This window comes from Arthrobacter sp. NPDC093128, assembly GCF_040683875.1.
GTDB lineage: Bacteria > Actinomycetota > Actinomycetes > Actinomycetales > Micrococcaceae > Arthrobacter.
In genome coordinates this window covers 103,909-123,751 of sequence record NZ_JBFBEY010000015.1, presented here as the reverse complement: position 1 = coordinate 123,751, position 19,843 = coordinate 103,909, and the positions used below count along the sequence as shown (strand labels likewise).

At 64.7% G+C, this 19,843-nt stretch carries 19 protein-coding genes; 9 read left to right on the top strand and 10 right to left on the bottom strand.

What is annotated here, in order from left to right; genetic code table 11:
* The first annotated feature begins 12 nt into the window (after nucleotides 1–12).
* From AB0N24_RS18225 to AB0N24_RS18200, 6 genes are all read left to right on the top strand, one after another.
* Nucleotides 13–309: a hypothetical protein gene (locus AB0N24_RS18225; RefSeq protein ID WP_364127190.1), complete on the top strand. Its 297-nt coding sequence runs from the start codon at nucleotides 13–15 to the stop codon at nucleotides 307–309.
* Between the two features lie 43 nt (nucleotides 310–352).
* On the top strand, nucleotides 353–1,048 hold the full coding sequence (locus AB0N24_RS18220) for a maleylpyruvate isomerase family mycothiol-dependent enzyme (protein WP_364127188.1): 696 nt from the start codon (nucleotides 353–355) through the stop codon (nucleotides 1,046–1,048).
* 193 nt (nucleotides 1,049–1,241) lie between these two features.
* A complete protein-coding gene (locus AB0N24_RS18215; RefSeq protein WP_364127185.1) occupies nucleotides 1,242–2,351 on the top strand; it encodes a cytochrome P450 in 1,110 nt (369 codons plus the stop codon).
* Nucleotides 2,352–2,406: 55 nt separating this feature from the next.
* Nucleotides 2,407–2,931: a DUF2087 domain-containing protein gene (locus AB0N24_RS18210; protein WP_364127182.1), complete on the top strand. Its 525-nt coding sequence runs from the start codon at nucleotides 2,407–2,409 to the stop codon at nucleotides 2,929–2,931.
* A gap of 49 nt (nucleotides 2,932–2,980) precedes the next feature.
* Nucleotides 2,981–3,793 (top strand): alpha/beta hydrolase, encoded by an 813-nt coding sequence (locus AB0N24_RS18205; protein ID WP_364127180.1) that lies wholly within the window; start codon nucleotides 2,981–2,983, stop codon nucleotides 3,791–3,793.
* Nucleotides 3,794–3,894: 101 nt separating this feature from the next.
* Nucleotides 3,895–4,326, top strand: a complete 432-nt coding sequence (locus tag AB0N24_RS18200) for a VOC family protein (protein ID WP_364127178.1) — start codon at nucleotides 3,895–3,897, stop codon at nucleotides 4,324–4,326.
* A gap of 120 nt (nucleotides 4,327–4,446) precedes the next feature.
* Here AB0N24_RS18200 and AB0N24_RS18195 read toward each other — a convergent pair whose 3' ends face one another.
* Nucleotides 4,447–5,073: a WHG domain-containing protein gene (locus tag AB0N24_RS18195; protein ID WP_364127176.1), complete on the bottom strand. Its 627-nt coding sequence runs from the start codon at nucleotides 5,071–5,073 to the stop codon at nucleotides 4,447–4,449.
* 101 nt (nucleotides 5,074–5,174) lie between these two features.
* Between AB0N24_RS18195 and AB0N24_RS18190 the strand changes: the two genes are divergently transcribed.
* On the top strand, nucleotides 5,175–5,963 hold the full coding sequence (locus AB0N24_RS18190; protein ID WP_364127174.1) for an SDR family oxidoreductase: 789 nt from the start codon (nucleotides 5,175–5,177) through the stop codon (nucleotides 5,961–5,963).
* Between the two features lie 193 nt (nucleotides 5,964–6,156).
* On the opposite strand, the gene nrdF is transcribed toward AB0N24_RS18190, so the two are convergent.
* The 7 genes from nrdF to AB0N24_RS18155 all read right to left on the bottom strand — a co-directional run bounded on the left by nrdF (nucleotide 6,157) and on the right by AB0N24_RS18155 (nucleotide 14,134).
* Nucleotides 6,157–7,131 (bottom strand): class 1b ribonucleoside-diphosphate reductase subunit beta, encoded by a 975-nt coding sequence (gene nrdF / locus AB0N24_RS18185; protein WP_104173084.1) that lies wholly within the window; start codon nucleotides 7,129–7,131, stop codon nucleotides 6,157–6,159.
* Nucleotides 7,132–7,219: 88 nt separating this feature from the next.
* Nucleotides 7,220–9,340, bottom strand: a complete 2,121-nt coding sequence (gene nrdE, locus AB0N24_RS18180; protein WP_104173193.1) for a class 1b ribonucleoside-diphosphate reductase subunit alpha — start codon at nucleotides 9,338–9,340, stop codon at nucleotides 7,220–7,222.
* Nucleotides 9,341–9,405: 65 nt separating this feature from the next.
* On the bottom strand, nucleotides 9,406–9,879 hold the full coding sequence (gene nrdI / locus AB0N24_RS18175; protein ID WP_181038801.1) for a class Ib ribonucleoside-diphosphate reductase assembly flavoprotein NrdI: 474 nt from the start codon (nucleotides 9,877–9,879) through the stop codon (nucleotides 9,406–9,408).
* 40 nt (nucleotides 9,880–9,919) lie between these two features.
* The gene (nrdH, locus tag AB0N24_RS18170; protein ID WP_104173085.1) at nucleotides 9,920–10,165 is read right to left on the bottom strand and encodes a glutaredoxin-like protein NrdH; all 246 of its coding nucleotides are present in this window, start codon (nucleotides 10,163–10,165) and stop codon (nucleotides 9,920–9,922) included.
* 437 nt (nucleotides 10,166–10,602) lie between these two features.
* Nucleotides 10,603–12,018 carry a class I SAM-dependent methyltransferase gene (locus AB0N24_RS18165; RefSeq protein ID WP_364127170.1) on the bottom strand — a complete coding sequence of 472 codons (1,416 nt, stop codon included), beginning with the start codon at nucleotides 12,016–12,018 and terminating at the stop codon, nucleotides 10,603–10,605.
* 2 nt (nucleotides 12,019–12,020) lie between these two features.
* Entirely contained in the window at nucleotides 12,021–12,752 is a 732-nt protein-coding gene (locus tag AB0N24_RS18160; protein ID WP_364127167.1) for a DUF1365 domain-containing protein, read from the bottom strand.
* Entirely contained in the window at nucleotides 12,749–14,134 is a 1,386-nt protein-coding gene (locus AB0N24_RS18155) for an FAD-dependent oxidoreductase (RefSeq protein ID WP_364127165.1), read from the bottom strand. The genes AB0N24_RS18160 and AB0N24_RS18155 overlap by 4 nt, the downstream gene beginning before the upstream one ends.
* A gap of 220 nt (nucleotides 14,135–14,354) precedes the next feature.
* Here AB0N24_RS18155 and AB0N24_RS18150 point away from each other — a divergent pair, with 220 nt between their 5' ends.
* The gene (locus AB0N24_RS18150; RefSeq protein ID WP_364127163.1) at nucleotides 14,355–15,275 is read left to right on the top strand and encodes a LysR family transcriptional regulator; all 921 of its coding nucleotides are present in this window, start codon (nucleotides 14,355–14,357) and stop codon (nucleotides 15,273–15,275) included.
* Here the strand turns inward: AB0N24_RS18150 and AB0N24_RS18145 are convergent.
* Nucleotides 15,272–16,666, bottom strand: a complete 1,395-nt coding sequence (locus AB0N24_RS18145) for an aldehyde dehydrogenase family protein (protein WP_364127161.1) — start codon at nucleotides 16,664–16,666, stop codon at nucleotides 15,272–15,274. The two genes, AB0N24_RS18150 and AB0N24_RS18145, sit on opposite strands and share 4 nt — an antisense overlap.
* 98 nt (nucleotides 16,667–16,764) lie before the next feature.
* Here AB0N24_RS18145 and AB0N24_RS18140 point away from each other — a divergent pair, with 98 nt between their 5' ends.
* Nucleotides 16,765–17,271, top strand: a complete 507-nt coding sequence (locus AB0N24_RS18140; protein ID WP_104173088.1) for a DUF2004 domain-containing protein — start codon at nucleotides 16,765–16,767, stop codon at nucleotides 17,269–17,271.
* Between the two features lie 127 nt (nucleotides 17,272–17,398).
* Here the strand turns inward: AB0N24_RS18140 and metE are convergent, their stop codons facing one another.
* Nucleotides 17,399–19,744: a 5-methyltetrahydropteroyltriglutamate--homocysteine S-methyltransferase gene (gene metE, locus AB0N24_RS18135; protein ID WP_364127158.1), complete on the bottom strand. Its 2,346-nt coding sequence runs from the start codon at nucleotides 19,742–19,744 to the stop codon at nucleotides 17,399–17,401.
* Nucleotides 19,745–19,843: the final 99 nt, after the last annotated feature.

Sequence of the window (19,843 nt, the reverse complement as noted above, 5' to 3'; positions counted from 1 at the left end):
GGACCAGCGAGAATGCCAAGCACAGTGACCTTTTCGGTGACAACCATGCCCAGGAGCGGCTCAGAGGGCAGCTTCCGGGAAATCGTCCGCAACCTGCGGACGGACCAGCTGGAGGACTGCTTCCTGACGGTCTTCCACGTCGGCGACTCGTTTGCCCTCCTCAGCGGGGAAGCCATCCACAGCGCGCACACTGCCACCAACGATGCACTCCGCGCATACCTCCTCCGCCGCCTCGCGGGCAACGGCATCGGCCTGGACTTTGACGTGAGGATTGACCGCGACTCAGAGGCAGCCCGTTCCCGTTCGTAGTCCGATCCGGGCTGGGAGCGAAGCTGCGCGTTAGGCTCATCCCATGTCGCCCGAACGCTATCTTGCCGCGCTGGCCAGCTCCCTTGACACCCTAACCTCGCTCGCCCGCCAGTCCGACGACGTGCTGTCCCGTTCCGTACCGGCGTGCCCTTTGTGGTCACTCGATCAGCTGTTCGGGCATCTCGGCTCCATTGAACGCTGGGCGGCCGCCGTGGTTCTGGGCGGCAAATACGTCGAGGAGCCGGCGCCCCCGGCCGTGGGTGCCTCCTCGTGGTTTCTCGATGGCACGGGACCGTTCCTCGAGACAATGGCGGCACTTGACCCGGAGGCACCGTGCTGGAACTTCGGACCGCCGCCGCGCGCGGCCGGTTTCTGGCTTCGCCGTCAGGCGCACGAACACGCCATCCACCTCATCGATGCCAGCCAGGCTTCCGGCCGGGAGGCGCCGGACCTTGGAGCGGACTTCATGCTCGACGGCGTCGACGAGGTCCTGGCCATGTTCACCCCGCGGCAGCTGCGGCTCGGGCGGATGCAGCAGGAGGAGAAGGCCGTGTCATTCCACGTGCCCGGGGCCGGTAGCTGGACGGTGGGTCCGGGACCCGCTGCGGCATCCATCACCGCGCAACTGCCCGACATGTACCTCGGCCTCTGGGGCCGGTCAAACCTCGAAGACACTGCCGTCATTGGTGGTGACGCTTCCCTTGCCCTTCGCGTCCTGCGTGGTCCGCTGACACCGTGAGCCGACGGCTCACCTCTTACCTACTGACGTGCCGGACCTTCTTGGATAAGCTCAGGTTCTGACGGGCCTCCGGCCCAACCGCCCCGACACTTCGGCCAGGGCCGAAAGATCGCCGGGCTGAGCAGAGAGGCCAGCCATGGACTTCTTATCGGATAGAGCGCGATCCCTTGACCCGTTCCCCCATTACCGGAGGATGAGGGAGACCTCTCCTGTCTTCCATGACGAGCAATCCGGGAGTTGGCATGCCTTCCGGTATGACGACGTGCAGCGCGTGCTTTCCGAACATGCCAGGTTCTCCTCGAGGATGGGCGGTGACGAACCGTCGGAGACAGGCCAGCTGTTCGCCGCGAGTCTAGTCACCACCGATCCGCCCCGGCACCGGCAGCTGCGCTCCCTGGTGAACCAGGCATTCACGCCGAAGGCAGTGGATGCCCTTGCTCCCCGCATCTCACAACTAACGGACGAATTGCTGGACGGGATCGCTTCCACTGGAACAGCGGACCTTATCGCGGGGTTGGCGTACCCGCTGCCAGTGATCGTGATAGCAGAACTCATGGGCGTTCCCGCCGCTGACCGTGACCGTTTCAAGCAGTGGTCTGATGTCATCGTCAGCCAAACGCGGACGGGTGCAGAGAATGCCGACCACCACGCCACCAACGTTGAGATGACCGGGTACTTCCTGGACCTGATAGAACAGCGCCGAAGCCGGCCCGGGAATGACCTGATCAGCAGCCTGCTCTCCGCCGAGATTGACGGGCAGAAACTGAGCGTGGCCGAACTGCTGGGCTTCTGCAGCCTGCTGCTCGTAGCCGGGAATGAGACGACCACCAACCTGATAGGCAATGCTGTCCTGTGTTTCGCCGAAGTGCCAGGAACAATCGAACGGCTCCGCGCCGAGCCGTCGCTGCTACCGCAGGCAATAGAAGAAGTGCTGCGCTATCGTTCCCCGGTCCAGTCCATGTACCGGGTGACGGCTGCTGACACCACGTTGGGCGGCGTCCAGGTGCCGGCCGGCGTCCCGCTGGTGGCGTGGATCGGCTCAGCAAACCGCGATGAGCGGCACTTCGAGCGGCCTGACCAGTTCGATATCGACCGCGGGCCTTCCCGGCATCTCGCCTTCGGCCAGGGCATCCACTTCTGTCTCGGAGCCCCGCTAGCCAGACTGGAGGCCATGATCGCCCTGCAGGCTGTGCTGTCCCGCATGCCCGGACTGACACTCACCGCAGGGTCGCAGCTGGAGCGGATGGACAGCACCATCGTCTATGGACTCACGGAGCTCCCTGTCAGCTGGCAGGCGGGCTGAGCCGGACTGCAGAGCACAGACGGTGACCAGCTAGGACGCAGAGGGAGGAGAGGCTGTGACTGGAGGGACGAGGATGAGCGGGCCGCACTGGCGGCGGGTGATGGCGGCCCTCGCCAACCACGACACGCGGACCGCCTACGCCCACATAGTGCTCGGCGCCAAGCTCCCCGAGGAGATATCCGGGCTGAATGACCAACGGCGAAACCGGGCCATCGCCGCCCTGCTTGAGTCCGGGCTCGTCGAACGGAATGCTGCCAGCGAACTGGCGGCGCCGGAGGCGATCTTCCGGGACCTTCTCACGCAACAACCCCGGCGACAGGCGCAGACCGGATTGGCTCGCTTCATGCGCCTGGGCCGGATCGAGAGGTATCCGGCCAACATGGCGGAACGGCGGGAGCTCCTGGCGTGGATTGTCAGCGAAGCCGTTGAGCCGGGCGAACGTCTGACGGAAAAACGGGTCAATGAACGGCTCCTCAGCTATACCGATGACGTCGTGATGCTGCGCCGCTACATGATCGACTTCGGACTATTGGAACGGACCGCCTCGGGCTCGTCCTATTCCCGGCCGGAGGAAAGATAGGCGCTCGGGTGCCGCACCTCCGCCGTCGCATGCGCTCTACACTGTCTGGATGGAAGTCACGGTCAGCGAAGTGCCTGTGCATTACGCCGAGTACGGCAGCGGTACGCCGGTTCTCGCTCTGCACGGGGCTGGCGTGGATCACCGCGAAATCGCCGGCGCCCTTGAACCGATATTCTCCAACTTTCCAGGCTTTCGGCGCCTGTATCCGGACCTGCCCGGGATGGGCCGCACCCCGGCGCCCGAGACGATCACGGGCAACGATGACGTACTTGATCTCCTGCTTGGCCTTATCGACAGCATCGTTGGTGATGAACCGTTTCTTGTCATTGGCCACTCTTACGGTGGCTACTTAGCCCGGGCAATTGCCAATCTGAGACCTGATCAGGCCGTCGGGCTGGCGCTAATCTGCCCGGTTGGCGCGCATACACGTGACGTACCCACGCACGAGGTCCTTGTTTCGTCGGCTGATCTGACCGGCGATTTGGACCCGGATCTCGAGGCTACGTACCGCAGCTACTTCGTGGTTCAGACGGCTGAAACGCTGCGCCGGTTCCAGGAGTGTGTGGCTCCCTCGGGCTCGCTCGTTGACGAGTTGGGCCTGATGCGAATCTTTTCGAACTGGGAGCTGCGGAATCGGCCGGAAGCCGCGAAAGCCTATCCTCATCCAGTGCTGGTCCTTGCCGGGCGGCAGGATTCCACGGCAGGGTACACCGGCCCTGGGGAGTTGATCGAGCACTACCCGCGCGCCACCTTTGCCGTACTTGATCGCGCCGGCCACGCTCTGATGCACGAGCAACCCGGCCTCGTCCAAGCCCTTGTTGCCGAATGGCTCACGCGCGTGCGGGAGCACTCGACGACCTGACGTAATCCGCGGTGTTGCGCGACCCGCCCAGATAAGGCATGCTCCATCGACCATCGGGCGACGCGGCCACATAGCCATGGCGTGTGTGAGAGACTCGCGAAGTGGACGATGATTCCGAAGGTGCCATGCACCATATCGAACTGTGGGTGCCCGACTTCGAAAGAGCCAGGGATGAATGGGGCTGGATTCTTTCCAGCCTGGCGTACGAGACCTATCAAACCTGGACGAACGGAATCAGTTGGCGACGGGGCGGTCTTTACATCGTCGTGGAAGAATCCCCGGACCTGAGCCGCCGCGAGCACCAGCGCACCTCGGCCGGGCTGAATCACTTGGCGTTCAAGGCCGGAAACCGGCAGCGTGTGGACACGTTAGCGCGGGAGAGTTCACACCACGGTTGGAGCCAGTTGTTTGCCGACAAATACCCGCACGCAGGTGGTCGGGACCACTATGCGGCATACCTGGCCAACTCCGACGGTTTCGAGATAGAGCTTGTGGCGGCTCCCGTCCGGAGGCGGGCCTGGTTCCCGGGGTAGTTTGGATGGCAGGCAATAGCCACCACCCCTCTCATATTTCATGTACGTAATCGATAAGAGTCCCCTGATCGTAGGCCTGTCAAGAGAGACGCCTGAATAGGAGGCTCGCGTGGGGGCAACTCAGGCGCGATCGGGCAAGCTGCCGTGGGGCGCGGGCATGCCTGCGACCATTCCCGCCCACAGCAGGTCGGTTGTCGCAAGGGTCAGGTCGTCCACGGATGCTCCGTCGAGGAGGTTTCCGGCCGCTAGCAGCGCGGCTCCATGGAGGCTCACGAAGCAGACGAGCGCAAGCCTCTCGGCGTCGCCTGAGGCCAAATCTCCGGCGTCCTGGGCTTCTGCGATGAGTGCTCTGGCGATCCGCATGCCGTCTTCGCCGATGTTGCGAAGTTCTTCGCTGGCATCAGGGTGGTGCTTGGTGGAGTGCATCACGGCCAGCTGGACCGGGTGGGTGACTGCGAAGTCCACGTAGGCTCTTGCGATCAGGACAAAGCGTGAATGGTGGCCTCCGGCCGCTTCCGAGGCTCCCTTTATCCGGGCGTTCATTTCACGGAAACCGTCGAGGGCTAGACCATCGAGAAGCGCCTGTTTGTCACGGAAGTGCTTTCCGGGCGCCGCGTGGCTAACACCCAGGTCACGTGCGAGTTGCCGCAGGGAAAGTCCCTCGACGCCTGCTTCCTCGATGATTTCCGTTGCACGTGCGAGCAACGCCTCGCGGAGGTTGCCGTGATGGTAGGGCTGATCGATCATGCTTCAGTATAACCAAGATGTAGTCATTGACAACAATGGTGTCACTGCCTACTATGTTGGCATTGGCTACATAAGCAGCCATGACATAGATCGGATTCGACATGACCATGACCTTCACCGGAACGACGGCACTCATCACTGGAGCGAGCTCCGGGCTCGGTTCCGAGTTCGCCACGCGGTTTGCGGCGCGCGGGGCCAATCTTGTCCTGGTTGCACGGCGCACCGACAGGCTTGAGGATCTCGCCCGGAAGCTCCGCGACGCCCACGGCGTTTCCGTAACAACGCTGTCGAAGGACCTGAGCCGCCCGGGAGCCGGAACGGAGGTCCATGACGAGCTCACCAGCCGCGGTATCCGCATCGACACCCTGATCAACAACGCGGGCTTCGGCACGCGCGGCCCGTTGGTGGAGGAAGACCCCGCGATCATCGCCTCTGAGATCTCCCTCAACGTGGCTTCGCTCGTGGACACCACGCGGGCATTCCTCCCGGAGATGCTCTCCACGGGAAGGGGCGCACTCATCAACGTGGCCAGCACTGCAGCATTTCAGCCGGTGCCTGGGATGGCGGTTTACGGATCAACCAAGGCCTTTGTCCTGAGCTTCACGGAAGCGCTGGCACACGAGACAAAGGACTCGGGCCTTCGGGTGCTCGCACTCTGCCCGGGGGCTACCCGCACCGAGTTCTTCGACGTACTCGGAAGCCAGGCCGCAGCAGTCGGCCGGCTGCAGAGCGCCAGCCAGGTCATCGACACTGCCCTTCGCGCCCTCGACCGCCGCTCAACACCCGTAAGCGTCGTCTCCGGCTGGGGGAATCGCATGCTTGCCGGAATGGCCCAGCGCCTCCCCCGACACATCTCCCTCGCCATCGCCGGCCGAGCAGTGCAGGACTAGTCCGGCCCTGACGTCATCAGGGCGCAAGTCCTGCCTATGTATGGCCTCCAGAACGGGAAAAAAAGTGGCACCGCGCCAAGTTGCTTGTCGCGGTGCCACCAATTTTGTCAAAAGGCCATCTAGTTTTTCATCCCACACGCAGGACCCCCATGCGCACGCATAGGGTCCTGGCCGTAAGAAGGAGGAGGGAGGACTAGAAGTCCCAGTCGTCGTCCTCAGTATTGACAGCCTTGCCAATGACATAAGACGAACCCGAGCCCGAGAAGAAGTCGTGGTTCTCGTCCGCGTTCGGGGACAGGGCCGACAGGATGGCCGGGTTCACGTCGGTGACGGAAGCCGGGAACATGGCCTCGTAGCCCAGGTTCATCAGCGCCTTGTTGGCGTTGTAGTGCAGGAACTTCTTGACGTCCTCGGCCAGGCCGACGGAGTCGTAGAGGTCGTGCGTGTACTGGACTTCGTTTTCGTACAGCTCGAAGAGCAGCTCGAAGGTGTAGTCCTTGATCTCCTGGCGCTTCTCCTCGGAGACCTTCTCCAGACCCTTCTGGAACTTGTAGCCGATGTAGTAGCCGTGCACGGCCTCGTCGCGGATGATCAGGCGGATCAGGTCGGCCGTGTTCGTCAGCTTGGCCCGTGAGGACCAGTACATGGGCAGGTAGAAGCCAGAGTAGAACAGGAAGCTCTCCAGCAGCGTCGAGGCCACCTTGCGCTTCAGGGGATCGTCGCCCTGGTAGTAGTCCATGACGATCTGGGCCTTCTTCTGAAGGTTCGCGTTCTCAGTGGACCAGCGGAACGCCTCGTCGATCTCCTTGGTGGAGGCCAGCGTGGAGAAGATGGAGGAATAGCTCTTGGCGTGCACGGACTCCATGAAGGCGATGTTCGTGTACACAGCTTCTTCGTGCGGGGTGATCGCGTCCGGAATCAACGAAACGGCGCCGACGGTGCCCTGGATGGTGTCCAGCAGGGTCAGGCCGGTGAACACGCGCATGGTGAGCTGCTGCTCGTCCGGCGTCAGCGTCGCCCAGGACTGGACGTCGTTGGACAGCGGGATCTTCTCCGGCAGCCAGAAGTTGTTGACCAGGCGGTTCCAGACATCCACGTCCTTCTCATCCTGGATGCGGTTCCAGTTGATGGCTTCAACGTGGCTGAGCAGCTTGACCTTTTCGGTCATGTCATCCCCTAAAAAGTTGGGTTCTTCGTTAACTTGAGCGTACGACGGCGGGCGGGCGCCCGCCGTCGTACTCAACCGGTGGCGGTTGCTACAGCATGCAGCTGACGCAGTTGTCCACCTCTGTCCCTTCCAGCGCGAGCTGGCGGAGACGGATGTAGTAGATGGTCTTGATGCCCTTTTTCCAGGCGTAGATCTGGGCCTTGTTGATATCGCGCGTGGTGGCGGTGTCCTTGAAGAACAGAGTCAGGGACAGGCCCTGGTCCACGTGCTGGGTGGCAGCGGCGTAGGTGTCGATGACCTTCTCGTAGCCCAGCTCGTACGCGTCCTGGTAGTACTCCAGGTTGTCGTTCGTCAGGTAGGGCGCCGGGTAGTACACGCGGCCCAGCTTGCCTTCCTTGCGGATCTCGATCTTGGACGCCACCGGGTGGATCGAGGAGGTGGAGTTGTTGATGTAGGAGATCGAGCCCGTCGGCGGGACTGCCTGCAGGTTCTGGTTGTAGATGCCGTGCTCCATGACGGAAGCCTTCAGCTCGCGCCAGTCATCCTGCGTGGGGATGTGGATGTTCTTGAACAGCTCCGCAACCTTCTCGGTCTGCGGCACCCACTCCTGCTCCGTGTACTTGTCGAAGAACTCGCCCGAAGCGTACTTGGACTTCTCGAAGCCGCCGAAGGTCTGCCCGGTCTGGATGGACAGCAGGTTGGAGGCGCGGACCGCGTGGTACACGACCGAGTAGAAGTAGATGTTGGTGAAGTCCAGGCCCTCTTCGGAACCGTAGTGGACCCGCTCGCGAGCCAGGTAACCGTGCAGGTTCATCTGGCCCAGCCCGATGGCGTGGCTCTGGTCATTGCCGCGGGCAATCGACGGCACCGAGGTGATGTTGGACATGTCCGACACAGCCGAGAGGGACCGGATGGCCGTCTCGATGGTCAGGCCGAAGTCCGGCGAGTCCATGGTCTTCGCGATGTTCAGCGAGCCCAGGTTGCAGGAGATGTCCTTGCCGGTCTGGTCGTAGGACAGGTCATCGTGGTACGTGGTGGGCTGGGAGACCTGGAGGATCTCCGAGCACAGGTTGGACATGATGATCTTGCCGTCGATCGGGTTTTCCCGGTTCACGGTGTCCTCGAACATGATGTACGGGTAGCCGGATTCGAACTGGATCTCGGCGAGGGTCTGGAAGAACTCGCGGGCCTTGATCTTGGTCTTCTTGATCCGGGAGTCGTCCACCATCTCGTAGTACTTCTCGGTGACCGAGACGTCGGAGAACGGCATGCCGTAGACGCGTTCGACGTCGTACGGGGAGAACAGGTACATGTCCTCGTCGCGCTTGGCCAGCTCGAAGGTGATGTCCGGGATCACGACGCCGAGCGAGAGGGTCTTGATGCGGATCTTCTCGTCCGCGTTTTCCCGCTTGGTGTCCAGGAACCGGTAGATGTCCGGGTGGTGGGCGTGCAGGTACACGGCGCCGGCACCCTGGCGGGCACCGAGCTGGTTGGCGTAGGAGAAGCTGTCCTCGAGGAGCTTCATCACGGGGATGACGCCGGAGGACTGGTTTTCGATCTGCTTGATCGGGGCGCCGACTTCGCGGATGTTGGTCAGCGCGAACGCCACGCCGCCGCCGCGCTTGGACAGCTGCAGGGCGGAGTTGATGGAGCGGCCGATCGACTCCATGTTGTCTTCGATGCGGAGCAGGAAGCAGGAGACCAGCTCGCCGCGCTGGCGCTTGCCGGCGTTCAGGAACGTGGGCGTGGCCGGCTGGAAGCGGCCCTCGATGATCTCGTCCACCATCTGCAGGGCGAGCTGCTCGTCGCCGCGGGCCAGGTGCAGGGCCACCATGCAGACGCGGTCCTCGTAGCGCTCCAGGAAGCGATTGCCGTCGAACGTCTTCAGCGTGTAGGACGTGTAGAACTTGAAGGCGCCGAGGAAGGTCTCGAAGCGGAACTTCTTCTTGTACGCGCGCTTGTAGAGCTCGCGGATGAAGTTCATCGTGTACTGGTCGAGCGTCTCCCGCTCGTAGTACTGGTTCTTCACGAGGTAGTCGAGCTTCTCTTCCAGGTCGTGGAAGAACACGGTGTTGTTGTTGACGTGCTGCAGGAAGTACTGGTGGGCAGCCTCGCGGTCCGCCTCGAACTGGATCTCGCCGTTCGGCCCGTACAGGTTCAGCATGGCATTCAGCTCGTGGTAGCCCAGGCCCTTGTAGGCGGCAGGCAGCGCGGGCTTCTCTGCGGTCTTCTCGACGGCGGCTCCCGCGCGGGAGCCCTGACCCTCAGGCATGGTTACTTCTGTGTCTGCGACAGTAGTGTCCAAAACTTGTCCAATCCTTGATTTACCAGGCGGACGTCGTCAGGCGTCCCCATGAGTTCGAAGCGGTAGAGGTGCGGTATCTGGCATTTGAAGGCGATGATGTCGCCGGCCATGCAGAAGTTGTCCCCAAAATTTGTGTTTCCTGCGCCGATCACCCCGCGGATCAGTTTTCTGTTCTGCGGGTTGTTGAGGAACCGGATCACCTGTTTCGGCACGGAGCCTTCGCCGCCGGTTCCCCCGTAGGTGGGAACCACCAGGACGAAGGGCTCGGTGGCGACGAGCTCAGCTTCACGCTGATACAGGGGAATCCGGGCTACATCCCGGCCGAGCTTCTCAACGAAGCGCCGGGTGTTCTCGGATGCCGAGGAAAAATAGATGAGTTGGCTTTGGGTCGTGTTGACGGCCTGAGCCCCAAGGGGAGCATCGGCCAATGCCAGTGCTGCCACGGGAGTCACCTCGCCTGTGTTGTTGGTGGGAAATTTGCCCCTACGCGACGGAGGATGCGGCAGCCAGCGCCAGTTCCTCGATCTTGTCCGGACGGAATCCGGACCAGTGGTCCTGCTCGGTAACCACAACGGGAGCCTGCATGTAGCCCAGGGCCTTCAGGCGCTCGAGTGCATCCGCGTCCTGCGAGATGTCGACGCTCTGGTAGGTGATGCCCTTCTTGTCCAGCGCACGGTAGGTCGCGTTGCACTGAACACACGCCGGCTTTGTGTAAACCGTTACAGTCATGGTCCCTGTCCCCTTTGTTGAAGTCATTGCTCTTCGTAATCCGCGAGCCCTGCCCGAACTGGAATCCATGTCCGAATACTGGTCTCGCCGGCGGCTGCCCAGGCAGCCTATATGCATGTTGATGTCTGACGCAGATGCCCCGGTCAATCTGTATGTCGATACTACATGTAGTGCAAGCGCCTCGGACGAACCCCAAGATGATGTATTACAAGTATGTCATTTAATGCACCGTTAATCCACAGGCCATGGGGTGAAAAATGTCCGTGTTTCTGCTGTTTTCAAGGACGAAATCCACACCCTGTGGAGTACTTAGCCACATTTAATCCCCTGCGTGTCGCGTGGTGGACGGCGTGTCGCGGCGGTGCCGGACGCGTGTCGCGGGGCACACAAATGGGGTCCTGAACGCTTGGTCAGGACCCCCGATGTGATGAACGGAACTACATGCGCGGATGGGAGCCGGGACCGCCGGCCGCGCGCTTGGATGCTGCGTGGTCCAGGACAATCTGCTGGACGTCAAGGTAGCCCGTCTCGAAGCCGGCCCTGGAGTAGCACAGGTAGAACAGCCACATCCGCTGGAAAATCGCGTCGAACCCCATGGCCGCCACCTCGCCGGCGCGGGACATGAACCGTTCCTCCCAGAGGCGCAGGGTCTGTGCGTAGTGCTCGCCCATGGCCAGGCGTTCGCGGACCCGGAGCCCGGTCTGCTTCTCGGTGATTTCCTCGATCGCCCGGACGGACGGGATGACGCCGCCGGGGAAGATGTACTTGTGCACCCAGGTGTAGCTGGTCCGGGTGGCGATCAGGCGGTCGTGGGCGATGGTGATGGCCTGGATGGCCACCTTGCCGCCCGGAGCAAGGACGCGCTCGATCGTCTGGAAGTACGTGGCCCAGTACTCGTAGCCGACGGCCTCGATCATTTCGACAGACACGACGGCGTCGTACTCGCCTTCCACCGCCCGGTAGTCCTTGAGCTCGATGGAGACGGAGTCCGCGTAGCCGGCCTCCGCCACGCGCTGGCGGGCCAGCTCCTGCTGTTCGCTGGACAGCGTGACGGAGTAGACGGTGGCTCCGCGTGCAGCCGCCCGGAGGGCGAGTTCTCCCCAGCCGGTGCCGATTTCCAGGACCCGTGTCCCCTGCCCGACGCCGGCTTTGTCCAGCAGCCGGTCGATCTTCGCCTGCTGGGCGGCGGCGAAACCGTCCCAGGCAACGGTCCGCAGGGCGTCGCCGCTCTCCGGAAAGAGTGCGCTGGAGTACGTCATGGTGCTGTCCAGGAACGAGGCAAACAGCTCGTTGGAGAGGTCATAGTGCCGCGAGATGTTCGAGCGGGTGTTCTGCTCGGTGTTGCGTTCCCTGCGCGGCTGGCGCGGGAGGTAAAGTGCCCGCAGTTTCTGCAACGGTTCAGGCACGAGCGTCCCGACGCGGGCGGCGAAGACTTCCATTACCGCAGTGAGGTCATCGGCGTCCCAGTCTCCTGCCATGTAGGACTCCCCCAGGCCGATCAGCCCGCCGTCGCCGAGCCGGGCAGCAAAGGCTTCCGGACGGTTCATGGTCATCACCGGGTAGCTCCGGCCCGGGACGGCTGCCCTGCCAAGGACTCTCCCGTCCGGGTAGCGGACTTCGAGGGGAAGCCTCCGTACGGCGGCCTTGAAGATGGCATCGGCGGCGCGGCCGGCCACCAGCGCCTTGAGGCTCGTGGGTACCGTGGCGATGCTGGGCCACACGTCGGCGTCGATCACCGCGGGCGGCTGCGGGACGGTGTAAGGAGCTGCGCGGTCGGGGGCGAGGCCGGTCCGGGCCGGGGTGGAACCCTGGTTCGCAGGCTGTCCCGCGGCGGATCCGGTCGTTTCGGTCATTGTCACTGAACTGCCTCCTGTGAGGGGTGGTGCGGTCGTCTGATGAGGGGCAGCCGGCGCGCCCAGAGCTTGATGCCCTGCCACCGGATCTGCGCGGCTACGCGCAGCGGCGCCAGGGGAACGGCGAGCGCGGCGGCGAGGATGTTCGGGACGGAGGCCTCATGGCGTTCGCCGTCAACGGTGGCCACAAAAGGCTTGTGTCCTTCGCGCTCCAGCACGATGGATACTGCGAGCCGCTCCCCCGGTACCGGCAGCTTCATCCGGTACTGGCCTTCGACGTCGTTGAACGGGGAAACGTAAAACGCCTTGGGAACGCTGGCCCGGCCGGCGGCGTCTGTTTCGAGCAGGTAGCAGTGCCGCTCACCGTAGGTGTTGTGCACTTCGGCGACGACGCAGCGCAGGTCCCCGGCGGCGTCATGGCACCAGAACAGGCTGAGGGGGTTGAAGACGTGGCCGAACACCCTGGCGCTGGCCAGCATGGTGATCCTGCCGCCGTCGGGCTCTATCCCCCGGGTCCGCAGGAACCGTTCCACGTTGCCGCGGAGCGAGCCGTCCGGGTCTCCCAGGTGGTCCGCGACGCGGAAATCCACGAGTGGCCTGAGCGGCCAGGGCACGGACGGGAGCCGGTCGACGTCGACGTACCAGCTATAGCTGCGGTACGTGAACGCGTTGTGCAGCGGTGTGCGGCGCACATGGGCGATGGACGTGCGGTAGATGGCTGCCTGGGTATTCATCGGGCCCCTTCCGCGGCAGCGCCCTGCAGGGAGGAATGGGGCAAGCCGGGACCGGACAGTGCGGACTGCTGCTCCCAATTCCGGCCAAGCCGGGCGGCAGCTTTGACGCCGGACAGTGCGCCGTCCTCATGGAAACCCCAGCCGTGGTAGGCGCCGGCGAAGGCCAGGCGCCCGTCCCCCAGCGCCAGGATCCGCTGCTGGGCCCGCAGGGAATCGGGCGTGTACTGCGGATGTTCGTAGACCATCCTGTCCAGGACCGCGTCGTCGGAGATGAGTTCGGACTCCCCCAGGCTCACGATGTAGCGGCCGCCGTCGGCAGGTGCGAGCCGCTGCAGGCGCGTCATGTCGTAGCTGACCAGGACCTTGTCCGGCCGCGCGTCACAGGACGGCAGCCGGTAGTTCCAGGAGGCCCTGGCATTGCTGCTGGACGGCAGGACGGCCTCGTCGCGGTGGAAGACCGTCTGGTTGACCGAGTAGGGCATGTTGCCCAGGGCGTCCTTCTCCGCCGGCGACGCGTCGGTGAGCAAGCGCAGCGCCTGCCCGGGATGCGTGGCGATCACGACGGCGTCGAAGCTTTCCCTGCCCTGCGGGGTGGTGAGTTCGATCCCCTCCGCGTGGCGGCGCACGGAGGTGACCGGGCTGGCGAGCCGGACGTCCGGCAAGATGGCGGCCACCTTGTCCACGTAGGTACGGGATCCGCCGGTCACGGTCCGCCATTGCGGCGAGCCCGTGACACCCAGGAGGCCGTGGTGGGCCAGGAAGGTGAAGAGATAGCGTGCCGGGTAGGCCAGTGCGGTGGCAGGATCGCACGACCACACGGCGCTGACCACGGGGGTCATGAAGTGCGAAACGAAGTAGCGGCTGAACTTCTCCCGGGCCAGGAAGTCTGCCAATGTCATGCCGTCCTGGCCGGCATCCGCGGCGGCTGATTGTTCCCCGGCCAGCAGGGCGCGGGCACGGCGGTGGAACCGCGTCACCTCCAGCAGCATCAGCAGGTACCGTCCGCGCAGCAGGGTGGAGGGCCCGGGGATGATGCCGCGCCCTTTGGCACGGGCCCCGGCGTATTCAAGCCCGCACCCGTCACAGCGGACGGACATGCTCATCTCGGAGTCCTGCGTCTCGACCCCCAGCTCCGCGAAGAGCCGCAGCAGCGTGGGGTACGTGCGTTCATTGTGCACGATGAAGCCGGTGTCCACGCCGAGGGCCGGTCCGTCCGCCTGCATCACCTCGTGGGTATGGGCATGTCCGCCCAGCCGGGACTCCGCCTCGAAAAGGGTCACGTCGTCCCGCTGGTTCAGGACATAGGCTGCGGTCAGTCCCGCCACGCCGCTGCCAATCACGGCTACCCGCCGGCCGTCCGGAATCGTTGCTGCATGCGACACTGATCTGCTCCTGTGGGCTTGGCCTGAATCATCCCGATGATGGATCGTCTTATGGGCAATTCGTCACCGACAGGTGCCCGGATGACTATTAATTCCAGCCGGGTGCTTTGACGCGGTTCTCAGCCACGGATGCAGCCCCCCCCCCCCGGACGGCGACATTCCGGGGCCGCGGGCCGGTATGCCACAATGAAGCGGGATTTCCGAAGGCGAAGGGCAACCATTGATTAACCCTGTTCATTTGCGGACGCTGGTGGAGGTCACCCGGCTGGGTTCATTCGCGGCCGCAGCCAACCGGCTCGGCTACACGGCCTCCGCCGTCTCCCAGCAGATGTCCGCCCTGGAGCGGGACACCGGCGTGGATCTCTTCCAGCGCTCGGCCAGAAGCATTCACCCCACAGAAGCCGCCCTGGTGATGACCCGGCATGCCGCCAAGGTCCTGACGGACATCGAGGCCCTCATGGCGGCTGCCGCCAGGACCCACGACGCCACCAGCCAGGAACTCAGGCTGGGCATCTTCCCCAGCCTCGCCACCTACGTCCTGCCGCTGATCCTGCGGAACCCGGCATGGAAGAAGCTCGGCATCGACCTCCGGGTTTCCGTGGCCGAGCCCGCGCAAACCATCCAGGGGCTGCGCACCGGCGGCGAACTCGATGTAGCCCTGGTCTACCAGGTGGGCCAGTCCGGCCTGGCGTGGCCGCATACGCTGAACCGGCAGTGGATCGGCGACGACGACTTCCGCGTGGTGCTTCCCGCGGCCTGGGGTTTCCGCACCGACGCCAAGGTGGCGGCGGACCATCTGTCCGACATGCCCTGGATTGTCCACCACCCGGGCACCAGCGACGCGACGGTGATTGAACGGCTGTTCGCCAGCTGCAACCTGCACCCCCGGGTCGTCGCCTACAGTGATGACTTCCACGCGAGCCTCGAAATGACCGCCGCGGGCCTTGGCGCCGCGCTCGTCCCTGAACTTGCCCTGCGGCACCGGCCCGCCGGAGTGGTGGTCCTTGACGTTCCGGAGATCAGGCTGGCCAGGAACGTCTTTGCCCTGCTGATCAATGACAAGCAGACGGCCAGGGTCCAGCTCTTCGTCGAACTCCTGGCCGATACCCTGCACGGCCTGGGTGCCAGCCGAAAGGATTAGCGGCGCCGGGAGCGGCCGGCAGAGGACAGCAGGGCGGTAACCAGCCGGTCCTTTGCCGTGCCGTACGGTGGATAGGCCAGCCCGATGGTGTCGGGCCACATCGGTTTGTCCAGGCTGGCCCGCTCGTGCGAGAACGTCCGCACGGAATGCTCACCGTGGTATGCGCCCATGCCGCTGCCGCCGACCCCGCCGAACGGGAGCCCCGGGACCGCGGCGTGCGCCGCCGGCGCCCCGTAGGCAAGGGCACCGGACGACGTATTCTCCGCGAAGGACCCGCGGACCTTGTCATCGGGGCTGAAGACGTACACCGCGAGCGGCTTGGGACCGGCGTTGATCATGCGTATGGCCTCGTCCCTTCCGGTGACGGGAACCAACGGCAGCAGCGGGCCGAAGATTTCCTCGCCCAGGACAGCATCGCCGGGTTCGGGCCGCAGCAGGGTCGGCGCAAAGTACCGGCCGCCCCGGTCCCGCTGGCCGCCGTGGACCACCGTACTTCCGTCAGCCAGCTCCGCGAGCCGTGCGAAGTGCCGGTCGTCGATGATCCGGCCATAAGAGGAGCTGGCCGACGGGTCCGTTCCGAACATTGCGGTGATGGCCCGGACCAGCTGCGGCTCGAGGGCGTCCAGCACCCCGGGAGTGGCCAGCACATAGTCGGGCGCCACACACGTCTGCCCTGCGTTCACGAACCGGCCCCAGGCGATGCGCCTGGCCGTGGTCGCCAGGTCAGCAGTGCCGTCGACGTAGGCCGGGCACCGGCCTCCCAGTTCCAGGGTCACCGGCGTCAGGTGTTCGGCCGCAGCCCGCATGACCACGCGGGCGGCGTTTTGCCCGCCCGTGAAGAAAATGTGGTCGAAACGTTCCGCCAGCAGGGCCGTGGTTTCAGGGATGCCGCCGGTCACCACCGCTGCGGCGCCGCCCAGGTACTCGGGCACCCACCGGGCCAGGGCGTCCGACGTGGCCGGGGCATGCTCGCTCGGCTTCAGGACCACGGTGTTGCCGGCGGCAATGGCTCCGGCGAGCGGTGCGAGGGCCAGCTGCACCGGATAGTTCCAGGGTCCGATCACCAGCACCACCCCGAGCGGAGTCAGCTCGGTCCAGGCCCTGGCCGGCCGCACGGCGAGCGGCACGCCGACCCGGCGGGGCCGCAGCCACGCCGCCAGGTGCCGTTCCAGGTGGGCCGCCTCGGCGGTGACGAATCCAATTTCGGTCAGCTGCGATTCGCTCCGGTGCTTGCCCAGGTCGCTGAGCAGGGCGCCGGCAAAATCCCCACCGCGCTCGGTCAGCATCCTGCGCAGATTGCCCAGCTGTTCGAGGCGCCAAGCCAGCGGACGGGTCGCCCCGCTGTCGAAAAGCTCGCGGGATCGGGCGACGGCGGCGGCAGCAGTGTGCATCCGATCAATGTACCTGCGCGGGGACCGGCCCGGGTCCCGTCCCAGATAAAAAATCCCCGATGCTGGAATGGACTGCCCGAGAGGACTATGTTGAAGATATGAACAAGGTACTCAGCCGCCACTTTGGAGAGATCGAGCTCAACCACGGCCGGGACCATAACATCGCCGCCAAACATGAACTGGCGGGCCGGCCGGTTGAACTGGACCTGAACATCAACGCGCATGACCACTTCGACGAGGCGGCAATGCACAAGGTGGACTACAGGTTGCGGTACCTGCCAGAGCTCGTGGACCAGGTGCGGGACATGATTGCCGAGGAGCTGGACCAGGAGGGCACCAGCCCCCAGGAGTACCGCCACTTCCACTGCAATGCCATCAAGGACGAGCACCTCAAGAAGGTATTCGGCGTGGAGGACAGGAGCCAGCTGACGAATGCCGTGTTCCTGAAGGCCCTGAAGCTTGGCCACGTGGGAATCTACCCCGGCCAGCCCGAACGCTATTTCGTCCTGGACTTCACTCTGGGCGAGCACTTCACCGACGAGGTGCTGGTGGCGTCCGCCGACGAGGACGGCGTGGTGGACGACGAAATCGTCTGGGAGTCCTGAATCGACTGCTCCGTAACGGCCCTTATGACCGCTGAAAACGGCGTTTTCTCAGCAATCGTTTGTTAAAGCCCGACGGCGGCCGGTCACCTGAGGTGACCGGCCGCCGTCGTACTTTTGTGCGGTGCTGTTACTTGGCTGCTTCGAGCAGTTCGGCGCGGACCGTCTTGGTGGCCGCGACGAGGTTACGCAGGGACTCTTCGGTCTCGGCGTAGCCGCGGGTCTTCAGGCCGCAGTCCGGGTTGACCCAGAGCTGGCGGGACGGAACGTGCTTCACAGCGGTGCTGAGCAGCTCGGTGACTTCCTGCTCACCCGGGACGCGCGGCGAGTGGATGTCGTAGACGCCCGGGCCAACGCCGCGGCCGAAGCCGTGGGACTCGAGGTCGTGGACAACCTCCATGCGTGAACGTGCGGCCTCGATGGAGGTGACGTCCGCGTCCAGACCGTCGATGGCGTCGATGATGGCGCCGAACTCGGAGTAGCACAGGTGGGTGTGGATCTGGGTGGCGTCGGCAGCACCGGCGGTGGCCAGGCGGAACGAGTTCACGGACCAGTCCAGGTAGGAGGCCTGGTCGGCCTTGCGCAGGGGAAGGAGTTCGCGCAGGGCGGGCTCGTCCACCTGGATGACCTTGATGCCGGCGGCTTCGAGGTCGGCGATTTCGTCGCGGAGGGCCAGGCCCACCTGGTTGGCGGTCTCGCCCAGCGGCTGGTCGTCGCGGACGAAGGACCAGGCCAGGATGGTGACCGGACCGGTGAGCATGCCCTTCATCGGCTTGCTGGTCAGCGACTGGGCGTATTCGGCCCAGGCCACCGTGATGGGGGCGCTGCGGGTGACGTCGCCCCAGAGGATGGACGGGCGGGTGCAGCGTGAGCCGTAGGACTGGACCCACCCGTGGACCGTGACGTCGAAGCCTTCGAGGTTCTCGGCGAAGTACTGGACCATGTCGTTGCGCTCGGGCTCGCCGTGCACCAGGACGTCGTAGCCGAGCTCTTCCTGCAGCTCCACAACGCGCTTGATCTCGTCCTTCATAAGCTGCTCGTACTGCTCGTTGGTGAGGTCGCCCTTGTTGTTGCGGGCACGGGCCGAACGGATTTCGGAGGTCTGCGGGAAGGAGCCGATGGTGGTGGTGGGCAGCGGCGGCAGGTGCAGGGCCTCTTCCTGGGCGGCTTCGCGGACCGAGTAATCGGAGCGGTTGAAGTCGGCCGGGGTCAGGGCCGCGGTGCGGGCACGCACGTCGGCGCGCTGGACGCCCTCGGCTGCGGCCCGGTTGGCGATGATGCGGGTGGCTTCATCGATGGCCGGCTGTACGGCGGCAGCGTCGGTGAGCAGGCCGGCGAGGGTGACAACCTCAACGGCCTTCTGGTCGGCGAAGGCCAGCCAGCTGCGGAGCTGCTCGGACAGCTGCGCCTCTTCCGCGACGTCGTGCGGGACGTGCTGGGTGGAGGTGGAAGTGCTGATGGCCAGCTTGGCCACGGACTTCTTCAGTTCGGCGATCTTGTCCGTCGAGGCCTGCAGGTCGTTGCGCCAGATGTTGTGGCCGTCCACGACGCCGGCAACCAGGGTCTTGCTGCCCAGTGCGGCGAGTGCCGCAGCGGAGGGGACGGCGCCTTTGAAGACGTCGATGTGCAGGGCGTCGATGTTGGTGGCCGCAAGGGTGCCGAGCTGGCCGTTCAGTGCGCCGTACGGGGTGGAAACGAACAGCTGCGGGCGCTGCGCTGCCGAGGACAGTACCTCGTAGGAGCGTGCCACTGCGGCCTGGATCTCTTCGGCGGAGGTGTCCTGGTCAACCACCAGGGCGGGCTCGTCCAGCTGGACCCAGCTGGCACCGGCGGCGGCGAGCTTTTCCAGCAGCGCGGTGTAGACCGGCAGGACGTCCTCGAGGCGGGACAGCGGGCTGAAGCCGGCCGGGGCGTCGTCGGAAGCCTTGCTCAGGAGCAGGAAGGTGACCGGGCCGACGATGTACGGGCGGGTCTCCACACCGTTGGCGAGGGCGTATTCGAATTCTTCAACGATGCGGTTGGACGCCAGCGTGAACTTGGTTTCCGGGCCGATTTCCGGCACCAGGTAGTGGTAGTTGGTGTCGAACCACTTGGTCATTTCCAGCGGCTGCTGGTCCTTGTTGCCGCGGGCCAGGGTGAAGTAGCCGTCGATGTCCAGCTGTCCCTCAGCGTTGAGGAGGTTGCCGAAACGGGCCGGCACGGCGCCGAGGTGGGCGGCGGCGTCGAGCACCTGGTCGTAGAAGGAGAAGGTGCCGGGTACGGCTGCGGCTTCGGTGAGGCCCAGGCCCTGCAGGCGCTTGGCGGTGCCCAGCTGGATTTCCTTGGCGGCGGCGTCAAGGGCGGCGGCGTCGATCTTGCCGGCCCAGTAGGCTTCGACGGCCTTCTTCAGTTCGCGGCGGCGGCCGATGCGCGGGTAGCCCAGGATCGAGGCGGACGGGAACGGAGTGGCCACGGCCGGGGTGTTCTGCTCAGTCATGTGAAATTCCTTGGATGTGTTGGTGAAAATCAGGGGTGTTCGGTGCTGCAGGTGCTGCCTGCTTGGTGCTACCTGCGTGGTGCTTAGGGGTCGGGCGGG

Excerpts from the sequence above, each read along its gene's own strand:
- AB0N24_RS18225 (WP_364127190.1), top strand. The coding sequence starts at position 13 with ATGCCAAGCACAGTGACCTTTTCGGTGACAACCATGCCCAGGAGCGGC.
- AB0N24_RS18220 (WP_364127188.1), top strand. The coding sequence starts at position 353 with ATGTCGCCCGAACGCTATCTTGCCGCGCTGGCCAGCTCCCTTGACACC.
- AB0N24_RS18215 (WP_364127185.1), top strand. The coding sequence starts at position 1,242 with ATGAGGGAGACCTCTCCTGTCTTCCATGACGAGCAATCCGGGAGTTGG.
- AB0N24_RS18205 (WP_364127180.1), top strand. The coding sequence starts at position 2,981 with ATGGAAGTCACGGTCAGCGAAGTGCCTGTGCATTACGCCGAGTACGGC.
- AB0N24_RS18195 (WP_364127176.1), bottom strand. The coding sequence starts at position 5,073 with ATGATCGATCAGCCCTACCATCACGGCAACCTCCGCGAGGCGTTGCTC.
- AB0N24_RS18190 (WP_364127174.1), top strand. The coding sequence starts at position 5,175 with ATGACCATGACCTTCACCGGAACGACGGCACTCATCACTGGAGCGAGC.
- nrdF (WP_104173084.1), bottom strand. The coding sequence starts at position 7,131 with ATGACCGAAAAGGTCAAGCTGCTCAGCCACGTTGAAGCCATCAACTGG.
- nrdH (WP_104173085.1), bottom strand. The coding sequence starts at position 10,165 with ATGACTGTAACGGTTTACACAAAGCCGGCGTGTGTTCAGTGCAACGCG.
- AB0N24_RS18165 (WP_364127170.1), bottom strand. The coding sequence starts at position 12,018 with ATGACCGAAACGACCGGATCCGCCGCGGGACAGCCTGCGAACCAGGGT.
- AB0N24_RS18160 (WP_364127167.1), bottom strand. The coding sequence starts at position 12,752 with ATGAATACCCAGGCAGCCATCTACCGCACGTCCATCGCCCATGTGCGC.
- AB0N24_RS18145 (WP_364127161.1), bottom strand. The coding sequence starts at position 16,666 with ATGCACACTGCTGCCGCCGCCGTCGCCCGATCCCGCGAGCTTTTCGAC.
- AB0N24_RS18140 (WP_104173088.1), top strand. The coding sequence starts at position 16,765 with ATGAACAAGGTACTCAGCCGCCACTTTGGAGAGATCGAGCTCAACCAC.
- metE (WP_364127158.1), bottom strand. The coding sequence starts at position 19,744 with ATGACTGAGCAGAACACCCCGGCCGTGGCCACTCCGTTCCCGTCCGCC.